The sequence below is a fragment of the Jannaschia sp. Os4 genome (assembly GCF_016820245.1).
Lineage (GTDB): Bacteria > Pseudomonadota > Alphaproteobacteria > Rhodobacterales > Rhodobacteraceae > Jannaschia.
The window spans coordinates 135,655-148,550 of record NZ_JAFCAR010000005.1; the positions used below are offsets into that span (position 1 = coordinate 135,655).

The 12,896-nt window shown below is 74.9% G+C and carries 14 protein-coding genes; 6 read left to right on the forward strand and 8 right to left on the reverse strand.

What is annotated here, in order from left to right; translation table 11 throughout:
• Positions 1-24 precede the first annotated feature (24 nt).
• Positions 25-780 (forward strand): peptide chain release factor N(5)-glutamine methyltransferase, encoded by a 756-nt coding sequence (prmC, locus tag JQC91_RS14330; RefSeq protein WP_343069984.1) that lies wholly within the window; start codon positions 25-27, stop codon positions 778-780.
• 159 nt (positions 781-939) lie between these two features.
• Entirely contained in the window at positions 940-1,560 is a 621-nt protein-coding gene (locus tag JQC91_RS14335) for a DUF4167 domain-containing protein (RefSeq protein ID WP_203287837.1), read from the forward strand.
• Here JQC91_RS14335 and rsmA read toward each other — a convergent pair.
• Positions 1,557-2,390 (reverse strand): 16S rRNA (adenine(1518)-N(6)/adenine(1519)-N(6))-dimethyltransferase RsmA, encoded by an 834-nt coding sequence (gene rsmA / locus JQC91_RS14340; RefSeq protein ID WP_203287838.1) that lies wholly within the window; start codon positions 2,388-2,390, stop codon positions 1,557-1,559. The two genes, JQC91_RS14335 and rsmA, sit on opposite strands and share 4 nt — an antisense overlap.
• 9 nt (positions 2,391-2,399) lie before the next feature.
• The gene (locus JQC91_RS14345; RefSeq protein ID WP_203287839.1) at positions 2,400-2,921 is read right to left on the reverse strand and encodes a TetR/AcrR family transcriptional regulator; all 522 of its coding nucleotides are present in this window, start codon (positions 2,919-2,921) and stop codon (positions 2,400-2,402) included.
• A gap of 69 nt (positions 2,922-2,990) precedes the next feature.
• Here JQC91_RS14345 and JQC91_RS14350 point away from each other — a divergent pair, with 69 nt between their 5' ends.
• The gene (locus tag JQC91_RS14350; RefSeq protein WP_203287840.1) at positions 2,991-3,395 is read left to right on the forward strand and encodes a hypothetical protein; all 405 of its coding nucleotides are present in this window, start codon (positions 2,991-2,993) and stop codon (positions 3,393-3,395) included.
• Here JQC91_RS14350 and pdxA read toward each other — a convergent pair.
• Genes pdxA through lptF form a run of 5 tightly spaced genes read right to left on the reverse strand, consistent with a single transcriptional unit; the run spans position 3,346 to position 9,922 of the window.
• A complete protein-coding gene (pdxA, locus tag JQC91_RS14355; protein WP_203288646.1) occupies positions 3,346-4,311 on the reverse strand; it encodes a 4-hydroxythreonine-4-phosphate dehydrogenase PdxA in 966 nt (321 codons plus the stop codon). The two genes, JQC91_RS14350 and pdxA, sit on opposite strands and share 50 nt — an antisense overlap.
• Positions 4,308-5,534, reverse strand: coding sequence for a peptidylprolyl isomerase (locus JQC91_RS14360; protein ID WP_203287841.1), 1,227 nt, complete (start codon positions 5,532-5,534; stop codon positions 4,308-4,310). Before JQC91_RS14360 ends, pdxA begins: the two co-directional genes overlap by 4 nt.
• A gap of 31 nt (positions 5,535-5,565) precedes the next feature.
• Entirely contained in the window at positions 5,566-7,710 is a 2,145-nt protein-coding gene (gene lptD, locus JQC91_RS14365; RefSeq protein WP_203287842.1) for an LPS assembly protein LptD, read from the reverse strand.
• Positions 7,707-8,792, reverse strand: coding sequence for an LPS export ABC transporter permease LptG (gene lptG / locus JQC91_RS14370; RefSeq protein ID WP_203287843.1), 1,086 nt, complete (start codon positions 8,790-8,792; stop codon positions 7,707-7,709). Before lptG ends, lptD begins: the two co-directional genes overlap by 4 nt.
• Positions 8,789-9,922, reverse strand: coding sequence for an LPS export ABC transporter permease LptF (gene lptF / locus JQC91_RS14375; protein WP_203287844.1), 1,134 nt, complete (start codon positions 9,920-9,922; stop codon positions 8,789-8,791). The genes lptG and lptF overlap by 4 nt, the downstream gene beginning before the upstream one ends.
• Before the next feature lie 185 nt (positions 9,923-10,107).
• Here lptF and JQC91_RS14380 point away from each other — a divergent pair, with 185 nt between their 5' ends.
• Genes JQC91_RS14380 through JQC91_RS14390 form a run of 3 tightly spaced genes read left to right on the forward strand, consistent with a single transcriptional unit; the run spans position 10,108 to position 12,258 of the window.
• On the forward strand, positions 10,108-11,574 hold the full coding sequence (locus JQC91_RS14380) for a leucyl aminopeptidase (protein ID WP_203287845.1): 1,467 nt from the start codon (positions 10,108-10,110) through the stop codon (positions 11,572-11,574).
• A 4-nt stretch (positions 11,575-11,578) separates the two neighbouring features.
• Positions 11,579-12,040, forward strand: coding sequence for a DNA polymerase III subunit chi (locus tag JQC91_RS14385; protein ID WP_203287846.1), 462 nt, complete (start codon positions 11,579-11,581; stop codon positions 12,038-12,040).
• 53 nt (positions 12,041-12,093) lie between these two features.
• A complete protein-coding gene (locus tag JQC91_RS14390) occupies positions 12,094-12,258 on the forward strand; it encodes a hypothetical protein (protein WP_203287847.1) in 165 nt (54 codons plus the stop codon).
• Here JQC91_RS14390 and JQC91_RS14395 read toward each other — a convergent pair.
• Positions 12,255-12,839, reverse strand: coding sequence for a TIGR02281 family clan AA aspartic protease (locus tag JQC91_RS14395; RefSeq protein ID WP_203287848.1), 585 nt, complete (start codon positions 12,837-12,839; stop codon positions 12,255-12,257). The two genes, JQC91_RS14390 and JQC91_RS14395, sit on opposite strands and share 4 nt — an antisense overlap.
• Between the last annotated feature and the right edge of the window lie 57 nt (positions 12,840-12,896).

Here is a 12,896-nt window from a genome sequence, read left to right on the forward strand (position 1 = left end):
CGCGCCCGCTTGGCCGGGGCGGGCGTGCCGGACCCGGCGGGCGACCTGCGCCGCCTGATGGCGCATCACGCCCCCGGCGCCTTCCCGGACGACGACCTGCCCGACCCGGCGGGCTGGGCGCGCTTGGTCGAGGCCCGGGCCGCCCGCGTCCCGGTCTCCCACCTCGTCGGGCGCCGCGCCTTCTGGCGCCACGACTTCGCCGTGACGGGCGACGTGCTCGACCCGCGCCCGGAGACCGAGATGCTGGTCGCCGCCGCCTTGGAGGCGCCGTTCGCGCGCGTCGTCGATCTCGGGACCGGGTCCGGGGCGATCCTCGGCTCGCTGCTCGCCGGTCGTCCCGACGCGACGGGCGTGGGGACGGACCTGTCCGACGCCGCGCTCGCGGTGGCCGCCCGCAACCTCGCGGCGCTCGGCGTGGACGGGCGCGCGACGCTGCTGCGCGCCGACTGGTGGGAGGGGGTCGAGGGCCGCTTCGACCTGATCGTCTCGAACCCCCCCTACATCGCCGCGGCCGAGATGGCGGGCCTCGCCCCCGAACTGGCGCACGAGCCGCGCATGGCGCTGACCCCCGGCGGGGACGGCCTGGACGCCTACCGCGCCATCGCGGCGGGCGCGGCGGCGCGCCTCGCCCCCGGCGGGCGAATCCTCTTGGAGATCGGCCCCACGCAGGCCGGGGCCGTGTCGCGCCTCCTCCGGGAGGCCGGACTCGGCGAAATCGGCGTCAAACCCGACCTCGACGGGCGCGATCGCGTTGTTTTCGGGCGGAACACCGCCGTTTGACGCATCATCGGGGTTGTGCCCGGCCCCCGCCGCCCCCATAACCAGCGCAAGGGCAGACGCTGGCGCACGACGCGCGCGACGCCCGCACCAGCCAGACGGACCGACGAGTGCGCCGCGCGACGCGGCCGGGTCCGCCACACAACCGACTGGACGCACTTCATGAGATCCTCCAAGTCCCGCTCGCGGAACAAGAACCGCAACCGGAACCAAGGCGGCGGCAACGTCGTCAACCGCGTGTTCGACAGCTCCGGCCCCGAGGGCAAGGTCCGCGGCACGCCCCAGCAGATCATCGACAAGTACAACCAGCTCGCCCGCGACGCGCAGCTCTCCGGCGACCGCGTCGCCGTCGAGGCGTTCCAGCAGCACGCGGAGCACTACTCCCGCATGCTGGCCGCCGCGCTCAAGGAGCAGGAGGCCCGCCAGCAGCAGCAGGGCGGCAACCAGAACAACCAAGGCAACCAGCAGAACGGCCAAGGCGGCGGCGGGGGCCAGGGGGGCAACCAAGGCGGCGGGGGCCAGGGGGGCAACGGCGGCGGTCAAGGTGGCCAGGGCGGTCAGAACGACCAAGGCCGGCAGGAGCGCCAAGAGCGGCGCGACGACCAGCCCGCCGAGGCCGCGGAGCCGCAGGACGCCGGCCCCGTCGAGGTGCCGGAGGGGCAGGGCGAGGAGCAGCCCAAGGGCGACAAGCCGCGCCGCCGCTCGCGCCGCCGCACCACGGCCAAGGCCCCGACCGAGGAGGGCGGCGACGCCCCGCAGCCCTCGCCGGAGGACGCCGCCTAGGCCGCCGCGTAGCCCCGCGCCAAGGCGCACCACCGCGCGAGGTCGACCTGCTCCGCCCGCTCCGTGGGCGGGATGCCCGCCGCCTCCAGCAGTGGCTCGGGCGGGCGGCCCAGCGGCTTGAGCGACGCGCGGAGCATCTTGCGCCGCTGGCCGAACCCCGCCGCGACGACCCTCGACAGCCACGCCGGGTCGGCGGGGTGGCGCGGCTCGGCCCGCGCGGCGAGGTGGACCACCGCCGAATGCACCTTGGGCGGCGGCGAGAACGCCTCGGGCGGCAGGGTCAGCGCGATCCGCGCCTCCGTCCGCCACGCCGCCAGCACCGCGAGGCGGCCGTAATGCCTCGTCCCCGGTTCCGCGACGATCCGCTCGGCCACCTCGCGCTGGAACATCAGCGTCAGCGACGACCAGCGCGGCGGCCAGTCCTCCGTCAGCCAGCGCACCAGCAGCTCCGTGCCGACGTTGTAGGGCAGGTTCGCGCAGACCTTCCACGGCGCGGCGAGGCGGGCGCCCGGATCGAGCGCCAGCGCGTCGCCCTCCACCACCTCCAGCCGCCCCGGATAGGCCGCCGCGATCTCGTGCAGGGCGGGCAGGGCGCGGGGGTCCTTCTCGACGGCGAGCACCTTGCGCGCGCCCTCCGCCAGCAGCCCCCGCGTCAGCCCGCCGGGCCCCGGCCCGACCTCCAGCACGTCCGTCCCCGACAGGTCCCCCGCGACCCGTGCGATCCGCGCCGTGAGGTTCAGGTCCAGCAGGAAGTTCTGCCCGAGGCTCTTCCGCGCGCGCAGGTCGTGGCGCGCGATTACCTCGCGCAGGGGGGGCAGGTCGTCGATCATGGCCGTCCCCTAGCCCTGCGGCAGCAGCCGGTCGAGCGCCGCGTCGGCCCACGCCCCCCGTCCCGCGCGGTCGAGCACGACGATCCCCTCCGTCAGCGTCAGGAGCGCGGCCACGGCGGCGTCCGGATCGGCCTCGTCCCGCGGCAGGCGCGCGGCCACCCACGCGGCGAAGCCGTCGAGCAGCGCCGCCGCGGTCCCCGCGTCCCCCGACGCGAGCAGGTCGAGCCAGAGGGCGAAGTGCGCCGAAAGGGCCGGATCGCCCGCGAGGCGGCGGAGCGCGCGCGCGAGCGCGGCGAGGTCGGGCTGGGGTCCGGGCGGCAGGCCCGCGTCGAGGCGCGCCGTCATCTCGGCGGCCACGTGCGCGAGGGTGTCGTGGAGCAGCCGCTCCTTGGTGCCGAAGTGGTAGATCAGCATCCGGTCCGACGTCCCCGCCGCCTTGGCCATCGGGCGCAGCGCGGCCCCCGCCAGCCCCTCCGCCAAGAGGTGCGCCGCGAGGCGCGGCAGGAGGATTCCGCGCGTCAGGCGCGGCATGGCAGAAAAGCGTAGCGGCCGCTACGTCCTTCGGATATGTAGCGGGCGCTACGCAACGGGAGACGATCCATGACGCCCTTCACCATCCCCGCCGCGCTCGGCGCGCTCCTGCTCGCGGCCGTCGCGATCGGCCTCGCCACGGGCCGCCTGCCGCGCGGAAGCTGGGCGGTCCCGGCCGTCCTCTCCGCCGGGTTCCTCGGGGTCTCGCTCCTCGCCGTCGCGGACGGGGGGCCGCTCGGCTTCTGGACGGTGCACACCGGGACGCTCTGGGGGCTGCAGGTCTGGCTGGACCTGCTGATCTGCGCGGGCGTGGCCCTGTTCGCTTGGGTGCCGCGCGCCCGTGCCGCCGGCGTCGCGCCCGCCCCGTGGGTGGCCGCGACCTTGGCCACGGGCGGGATCGGGCTGCTCGCCTTCGTCGCGGCGGTCATCCGGGCCGAGCGGCGCGCCGGGCGGCCATCTCCCATGCCAGCCTGATCGCGTTCGCCGTCGAGGTCGGGTCGGCCCGGCCCGTCCCCGCGATGTCGAAGGCCGTGCCGTGGTCGGGCGACGTGCGCACGAAGGGCAGGCCGAGGGTCACGTTCACCCCGCCCGCGAAGTCGATCGTCTTGATCGGTATCAGGGCTTGGTCGTGATACATGCACACGGCGGCGTCGTAGCCCGCCCGCGCGCCCGCGTGGAACATCGTGTCGGCGGGCAGGGGGCCGAAGCAGCCGAGCTCCGGCGCCAGCCGGGCGACGAGCGCTGCGATCCAGTCGCGCTCCTCCGTGCCGATCTTGCCGTCCTCGCCCGCATGCGGGTTCAGCCCCGCCACCGCGATGCGCGGGGACGCCACGCCGAAGTCGCGGATCAGCGCGCGGTGCGTGATGCGGAGCGTCGCCTCCAAGCCCTCGGGCGTCAGCGCGGCGGGCACCTCCGCAACGGGGACGTGGATCGTCGCGGGGACCACGCGCAGGTCGGGGCAGGCGAGCATCATCACCACGTCCCGCACGCCGCCCAGCTCGGCGAGGTACTCGGTGTGGCCGGGATGGGCGAACCCCGCCCCCTCGATCAGCGCGGCCTTGTGGATCGGGGCCGTCACCATGCCCGACGCGGCCCCGGCGCGGCACAGCGCGACCGCACGGTCGATGGCCGCCACCACGCCCTTCGCCTGCGCCGGGTCGGGGCGCCCCGGCACCGCCGGGCCCGGCACGTCCACCGGCAGGACGCACAGCGCGCGGTCGTGCGCGGCCTCCGGCGCGTCGATCACCTCGACCGGCCCGAAGGGCGCGAAGTGGTCGGGGTTGCCGAGGACGAGGAGCGGGATGCCCGTGGCGAGGACGCGCGCCTTCGCCACGACCTCCGGGCCGATGCCCGCCGGCTCGCCGCAGGTGATCGCGAGCGGCGCGGTCAGAACCGCTCCACCACCGCGTCCGAGCGCAACTCCTCGAGGAAGCCCTGCGCGTAGGTCGTCAGGCGCTGGCTGACCAGCTGGCCGCCGATCTGGTCGCGCGCGCCCTCGGGCACCTCCGCGACGCGTCCGCAGAGCATCACGAAGGAGAGCGTCCCGTTCGCTGCGATCAGCGTCGAGACCTCGTCGTCGTCGAGCTTGGCCAGCTCGGTGCGCAGGTCGCCCGGCAGGCTGTCGACCGTCGCCACCTCGCGGATCAGCGCGTCGGGGCGGCCCGCGCGCCGGGCCACGCCGTAGAGGTCGTCGCAGGTATCGACCCGCGCCCGCAGCGCGGCGGCGGCGGCGAGGCCCTCCGCCGTGCGCCCGCCCGCGAGGGGCCAGATCGCGTAGTCCACCGACAGCGCGTCCGCCGGCGCGCCGCCCTCGTCCACCTGACGGACGAGGAACAGCGCGAGGAAGCTGCCGAAGTCGATCGGCCCGGCGACCTGTCCCGGCTCCAAGGTCAGGATGCGCGTCGCGGCCTCCGGCGGCAGGTTCGCCAGCGGCACCCAGTCGAGCCGCCCGCCCCGGCCCGCCGTGGGCGCGGCCGAGAAGCGGCGCGCGGCGGCGGAGAAGGCCGCCTCGCCCCGCAGGGTGTCGGCCAGCCGCTCGGCGAGGCGGCGCTGCGCCTCGGCGTTGTCGGGCGTCAGCGGCAGGGCGATCTCCGAGAGCAGCGCGCGCGCCCCGGCGCCGCCGGCCCCCGCGCTCGCCACCGCGCGGTCCACCTCCGCCTCGGTCGGGCGGGCCTGCGGGCCGAAGCGCTGGCGGATCAGGTCACGCCAGTAGAGCTGGTTGCGCACGAAGTCGCGGAACGTCTCGCCCGCGATGCCGCGCGCCTCGAGGATCTGGATGAACTCGTCGGGGGCGAGGTCCGCGCGGCCCGCGAACTCGACCATCGCCTCGTCGAGGGCCTCCGCGGTGACGACGATGCCGCTCCGGCGCGCGGCCTCGACCTGGATCGTCTCCTCGATCAGCCGGTCGCGCGCGCCCTCGTAGTCCGCGCCGGGCGCGTTGATCAGCCCGAAGAACCGCGCGCGCTGGTTGACCTGCCAGTCGGTGATGGTCGTGCCGTCCACCGTGGCCGCCGGCGCGAAGAGGTTCTGCGCCGCCGCGGGCTGCCCGCCCGCCGCCAGCAGCGCCGCCAGCAGCATCGCGCCCGCGCGCCGCGCCCATCCGGTCCCCGTCATCGTCCCTCCCGCCCGCGGCTCGCGCGGCGCCTCATAGCCCGCAGCGGCGCTTGCGCGTCCGCCGCTCCTGTCCGCCGAGGCCGGCCAGCTTGACCGACAGCCCGTAGCTCGTGCTCGGCTCCAGCGCCGGGTTCGAGGTGAACCGCCGCTCGACGTCGAAGTCGACCGACACGCAGTCCGTCGCGTAGGTCACGCCAAGCCCCGCCTCGGTGGGGTCGTTGGTCACGAAGTCATACCGCCAGTTCGCGCGGCCCGTCCAGTCGCCCCCCAGCCCGTAGGACGCGTCGAGCGCCCATTCCGAGGTGTCGCGCGGGCGCCCCGCCGTCGCGTCGCTCTCCAGCCACGTGTGGCGGGTGTCGATGCGCCCCCGCGGGCCGGTCCAGCGCAGGATCGTCTCGGCCCGGTTGAAGTCGAGCTGGTCGTCGAACAGCGCCCGCGCCATCAGCCCGAACCCGCCCCGCCGTGCGTCCATCGACAGCAGCCAGTCGCTCCCCTGCCCGTCGAGCCCCGTGCCCGGACGGAACTGCCCCGGATCGCCGTCGCGCACCACGCGCCCCACCGTCCCGCCGAGGGACCAGCCGTCGACCACCTCGCGCCGGTAGCTCACCCCGAGGTTCACCCGGCTCCCGAGCTCGCGGCGGTCGCGGCCGGGGAAGCGGGACAGGGAGAACAGGTTCCCCTCGTCGAACTCCGGCGTGAGGCTGTCCTCGTCGGGGGGGTTCCGGCGCTCGTCGGGGGCGAGGATCAGCTGCGCCACCGGCTCCAGCGTGTGGACCGCCCCGTCCGCGCCCGTCCGCGTCATCGGGTAGCGCAGCTCGACCGCGCCGTAGGGGACGCCCCGCGTCAGCACGTCGTCCCCGAAGGCCGGGTCGTCCGAGATGCGGTAGGTGTCGAAATGCGCCGCCGCCTGCGTCGTGAACACCAGCCCGCCGCCCGTGACCCACGACCGCCGCCAGTCGAACGAGGCGGAGAACCGGCTCACGTCGCGCGCCCCCTCGGCCCCCGTCAGCCCCGCGTCGCGCGCGGTCGCGACCGAGGCGGGGCGCTCCCGGACCTGCCCCTGCAGCGACCACGCCCCGATGCCGCCGATGCCGGGGAAGTCGAAGCGCCGCTCCTTCACCACGTTGACCTCGCGCGAGGGCAGGAAGCGGTTGTCCTCGCCGGTCCGCAGCGAGTCGAACACGATGGCCTCGGCCAGCACCCGCTCGTCGCGCTCGACGCGGCTGACGGCGATGCGGCTGTCGAGGCGGTCCTTCTCGGTGATGCCGTAGTTCAGCAGGTAGGTGTCGTCGGTCACCAGCTCGAGGTCGAAGTCGAGCCGGTAGTCGCGCGGCAGGCCGAACGTGCCCTCCGCGAAGAGGTAGCCGCGCGCCTCGCCCGGCCGGATCTCGTCCGAGCCGAGCGCCCCGTTCACCTCGATGGCGCCCGCGTCGAAGGCCTGCCGGTAGCGGAAGCCCAGCGAGCGGGCCTCGTTGGTCGTCACGAAGGGCGCGAGCGTCACGTCGCGGGACGGGCCGAGCGTGATGAAGTAGGGCACCGCGATCCCGGTCCCGAGCAGGTCGTCCGAGGTGACCGTCGGCGCGAGGAAGCCGCTGGTCCGCCCGTTCGTCGGCGCGGGCAGGCGCAGCACCGGGAACCACGCGACCGGCACGCCGAACACCTCGAAGCGGGCGCGCTCGAAGTAGATCTGGCCGGTCTCCTCGACATGGACGACCCGGCGGGCGCGGATCTGCCAGATCGGGACCGGCGCGTCGGGGCAGACCTCGCAGGTCGAGGCGACCACCTGGTAGAGCTGCGTGACCCCGGTGCCGTCGCGCGCGATCTCGTTTGCGGCGAGCTGGAGCTGCCGGTCCAGCACGAGCCGCGCGCCCTGCAGCACGGAGGTCCGCAGGTCCCGCGACAGGGTCGCGAACTCCGCCACCAGCACCGCGTCGCCGCCGGGGTCCACGACCTCGATCGGCCCCTCCACCACGAGGCGGTCCTCGTCGCGCAGGTAGGTCAGGCGGCGGGCGCGCAGGACGCGGCCGTCGGCGAAGACCTCCACGTTGCCGCTCGCCGTGAGCGAGGTCGCGTCGAAGCCGATCGCGTCCGCCACCAGCGAGGCGGGCGCCTGCGCGGCGGCGGGCGCGGCGCCCAGCGCGCAGAGCAGGGCGAGGAGGCGGAGCAGCCGGGTCATCCGTCCTCCAGATGCAGGATAAGGCCCAGCGCCGCCAGGATCGCGGCGGCGGGCGGGGCCCATGCGGCGATGGCGATGGGAAGCTGCCCGTTCTCGCCCAGCACCTGCGCGAAGTTGCGCAGGAAGAAGATCCCGAACCCCGCGAGCAGCGCGGCCAGCACCATGGCGCCCGTCCGGCCCCCGCGCTGGTGGCGCATGGTGAAGGCCGCGCCGATCATCACCATCGCCGCCAGCAGGATGGGGTTCGCCAGCTCCATCTGCAGCCAGACCCGGTGGGTCCGCGCCGAGAACCCCGCCGCGTCGAGCCGCGCGATGAACGCGGGCAGCTCGTAGATCGGGATGGCCGAGGGGGTGCCGAAGCTGTCCCGGATCTGCGCCCGCGTCAGTGTCGAGGGCAGCGTCGCCTCCTCCGACAGGACGGCGTCCAGCTCGGGGTTCTCCGCCTCGTCCAGCGGCCACGTCTTGGCGTCGGTCAGGTGCCACGCGCCGACCTGCAGCTCGGCGCGCGCGGCGTCGGTCCGCTCGGTGGGGGTGCCCTCGGCGTCGAAGCGCAGGAACGTCGCCGCGAAGAGCACGGTGCCGTCGAGCGAGGCGCGCGAGGCGCGGATCACGGTCTGCCCCTCCGCGTCGCCTTGGCGGAGCCAGACGTCCTCGTCCGAGATCGACAGGGTCGAGGTGATGCCGGACAGGCGCGCCTCGACGCGCTCGAACGCCTTCTGGGTGGCGGCGACGATCGGGTTCACCGCCAGCAGCGCCACCACCCCGAGCAGCAGCGCCGCCGTCACCGGCGACCACAGCGCCCAGAGCGCCGAGCGCCCCGCGCCGCGCACCACCACCAGCTCGGACGAGCGCGCGAGCCCGAGGAACAGCGCCAGCGTCGCCAGCATCACGATCAGCGGCAGGATCTGGTAGAGGGCGGCGGGCAGGTTGAGGGCGGCGAGGTGCAGCCCGTCGCGCAGCCCGCCCTCCAGCCCGCGCAGCTGCTCGGCGAGGTCGATGGGCAGCAGCAGCCCGGTGAACACGAGCGTGATGAGCGCGATCAGCAGCAGGAAGCGCCGCGCGATGTAGAGGCGCAGGGTCATGCCGCGGCCTCCGCCGCCCGGAGCCCGCGCGCCGCCCGCCGCCCGCCGGAGGCCAGCCACAGCAGCACCGTCCCCGCCGCCAGCATCGCGGCCCCCGGCAGGTAGAGCGTCCACCACAGGCCGGCGTCGTCGCGCGCGGCGGACTCGGCCGCGTTCGACAGGAGCTGCGCCACCACCGCCAAGGCCACCGCCCCGAGGATCTGCCGCCACAGGCCGAGCCGCGAGTAGGCCCCCGTCAGCATCGCCCCCAGCGCCATCAGCGGCAGCGCCGCCGCGAGCAGCGAGGCCGCCAAGCGGCTGTGCCCCTCCTGGAGCAGTTCCGCCGCGCTGGAGCGGGTCAGGGCGCGGGTCTCGGGCGCGGCGCGCAGCAGCGCGGGCGTCGACAGCTCGCGCGCGTCGGGCGCCCGCGCGTTCGTGCCCCCCGCGAGGCCGGCCATGTCGAAGGCGAAGTCGTCGAACCGCACCGTCAGCAGCGTCCGGTCCGCGAGGGCCAGCGTCTGCGCCATGCCGCGCAGCATCACGAGCCGGGGCGACTCCGCCCCGCGCACGAGGAAGGCGCGCTCGGCGGTGTAGGCGGTGTGCGAGCCCGCCTCGCGCCGGTCCTGCAGGTAGAGGCCCAGCATCTCCCCCTCGGGCGACACCTCGCGCACGTAGACCGTGATCCCCGGCCCGAGGTGCAGGAACTTGCCCTCCTGCAGCAGCCGCGCCGTCACGTCCTCGCGCACCTCGCGTCCGCGGTCGGCCAAGGCGGTGCGCGAGGCGGGCACGAGGCCGTGGGCCAGCACCGCGACCATCGCCGCGACCGCGATCCCGAACACGCCCACCGGCTTGGCCAGCCGCCATGGCCCGAGGCCCGCCGTCTGCGCCACGATCAGCTCGGAATCCGCCGCCAGCCGGTTCAGCCCGTAGAGCGCGGCCACCAGCGCCGCGACCGGCAGCACCGACAGGATCACGCCGGGCAGGGCCAGCATCGTGAACTCGAGGAAGATGGTCACGCTCGACCCGTCCGACAGCAGCCGGTCAAACAGCCGGATCGCGCGGTTCACCCAGTAGACCGCCACCAGCACGAGCGCGAAGAAGCCGAACTGCACCAGCAGCCGCCCCGTGAGGTAGCGGTCGAACACCGTCACCGCGCGCGCCCCGATTGCCGTGTGTGGTGCAGATCCACTCTGACGCGACCCCCATCCCGTCCCCCGTCCTTAGCGGGGGCGGGGGCGGGCGGAAACCCGTGACGCGACCCGCGCGCGCGACGGTGTGGCCATCGGCGCGTCCGCGCCCTACTCCTCCCGTGACCCTGACCCGCCGGAGCGCCCCCATGACCGACCTCGCCCCCCTCGACATCCGCGACACCGATGCCGACGCCCTCGCCGCCGCTGCGGGCGTGGTGGCGGTGATCGTGCCCGAGGCGGGCACCTTGGGCGGCGCGGCGCGGCGCGTGAACAAGCTGACGCGCGGCGGGCTCAAGCGGGCGGTCGAGTCCGAGGCATGGGGCAAGCTGTCCGAGGGCGGCGTGCTGGAGATCGGCTATCCCGCCGGGCTGGAGGCGACGACCCTCGCCGTGGTCCGGCTCGAGAAGCGGACCGCCGCCGCCGCCGCGCGCAAGGCGGGCGCCAAGCTGGCCAAGCTGCGCGGGTCGCGGCCGCTGACCCTCCTCGCGGAGGGCCACAAGGCGGCCGCCGCGGTGGCGCAGGGCGCGCTCCTGCGCTCCTACGACTTCCGCGACCACAAGACCGGCGACGCCGAACCGGCCGCCCCGATCACCGTCATGGCCCGCGACGCCGAGGCCCTGCGCGCCGAGCTGGACCCCCACGTGGCCCAGGCGGCGGGCGTGTTCCTCGCCCGCGACCTCGTCAACGCGCCCTCCAACGTCCTGACCACCACCTCCTTCGCCGAGCGGCTGGCGGCGATGCGCGACCTCGGCGTCGAGGTCGAGGTGCTGGAGGAGGACGAGCTGGAGCGGCTCGGGATGCGCACGCTGCTGGCCGTGGGGCAGGGCTCCGAGAGCCCGTCCAAGGTCGTCGTGATGCAGTGGAAGGGCAGGGCTGACGAGAAGCCGCTCGCGCTGATCGGCAAGGGCGTCGTCTTCGACACCGGCGGCATCTCGCTGAAGCCCGCCGGCGGCATGGAGGACATGACCATGGACATGGGCGGCGCGGGCACCGTCGCCGGCGCGATGGAGGCGATCGCCCGCCGCAAGGCGCGCGCGAACGTCGTGGCCCTCGTGGGCCTCGTCGAGAACATGCCCGACGGGCGCGCCCAGCGCCCCGGCGACGTCGTCGTCTCCATGAAGGGCGACACGGTCGAGGTCATCAACACCGACGCGGAGGGCCGCCTCGTGCTGTGCGACGTCATGTGGTACGCGCAGGAGCGGTTCGCGCCCGTGGGCATGGTCGACCTCGCCACCCTGACGGGCGCCATCATCATCGGGCTGGGCCACGAGAACGCGGGCGTCTTCTCCAACGACGACCGCTTCTGCGACGCCTTCCTCAAGGCCGCCGCGAGCGAGGACGAGGGCGCGTGGCGGATGCCGCTGGGAAAGGCCTACGACGACCAGCTCAAGTCCCGCGTGGCCGACATGAAGAACGTGGGCGGGCGCCCGGCGGGCTCCATCACGGCGGCGCAGTTCCTGCAGCGCTTCGTCAAGGACGGCACGCCGTGGATCCATCTCGACATCGCGGGCACGGCCAGCGTCAAGGGCGGCACGGACCTGTCGCCCGCCGGCGCCACCGGCTGGGGCGTGCGCGCGCTCGACCGCATGGTGCGGGACGGCTACGAGTCCTGACCCCGTGCCGGAGGCCGCCTTCTACCACCTGACCCGGCAGCGCCCCGAGGAGGCGCTGCTGGAGCTGATCCCCCGCGCCCGGGGGCGGGGCTGGCGGCTGGGCATCCGCGGCGGCGACGCGGAGCGGCTCAAGTGGCTGGACGAGAAGCTGTGGCTCGGCCCCAAGGAATCCTTCCTGCCCCACGGGCTGGAGGGCGGGGACCACGACGCGCGGCAGCCGATCCTGCTGGGGCCGCAGGCCGTGGCGAACGAGCCGCACTGCCTCTTCGTGATCGACGGGGCCGCCGTGTCCGGGGACGACGTCGCCGCCCGCGACCGCGTTGCGATCCTCTTCGACGGCGGCGACGAGCGGGCCGTGTCCGACGCCCGCGCCCTCTGGTCCGCCCTCACCGGCGCGGGGCTTCCGGCCCGCTACTGGTCGCAGGAATCGGGACGCTGGGAGATGAAGCGGGAGACGAACGTCTAGGCGGGTTCCGTCCGCCCGACGGAACGGGGCGGGCCGCGCAACGTTTGTCCTTCATGGGACGCCTCATGATCATCGCCGCGCTCGCCGCGACGCCCGCCCACGCGCTGATCCCGGTGCATCCGATCCTGCCCGACCTCCCCATCGCCGAGCCGCACGTGCCCGCGCCGGTGGACTGCGTCCGCGGCGACGCGGATCCCTGCGCCCCGGACCGGACCTAGCGGGTCAGGCGCAGGACGCCGTCCGCGATCTCGATCCGCCCGAAGCTGCCGAGATAGCTCATCCCCATGAGGGAGCCCGGCATCTCGCCGCCGTTCACCACCGCCGGGACGTTGCGGTCCACCAGCCCGCCCAGCCGCACCTCGTCGAGCCGCACGTCCGCCGTCCGCACCTCGCCGTTCGCGGTCATCGCCCGCCCGAAGAAGCGCAGCTCGGTCGGGTCGATCCCGATCCGCTCCGCGTCCTGCATCGTCAGCACGAGGTTGGACGCGCCCGTGTCGACCACGAACTCGACCGGCACCCCGTCGATCTCCAAGGTCAGGTGGTAGTGGCCGTCGCGGCGCACCGGAACCTCGATCGAGCCGCCGTCGCCCTCGGCGATCACGGCCTGCCGGGGGACGGCCTGCTCCTGATACCAGTTGTAGGCGACCACCAGCCCGCCGAAGGCGGCGACCCAGATGGCGAGGTTGTAGACCAGCTTGGCCGCGCTGCCCCGCCACGCCGCCGCGAAGGCCAGCACGAGCACGAAGCCGAGCAGCCCCATGTAGAGAAGGGTCGCGGTGTCGTCGCCGGAAAGGTCCATGCAGGGGGATATGTTCCCGAGCGGGGTCCCGCTCAAGTCCCGCGTCCCGATCCTGAA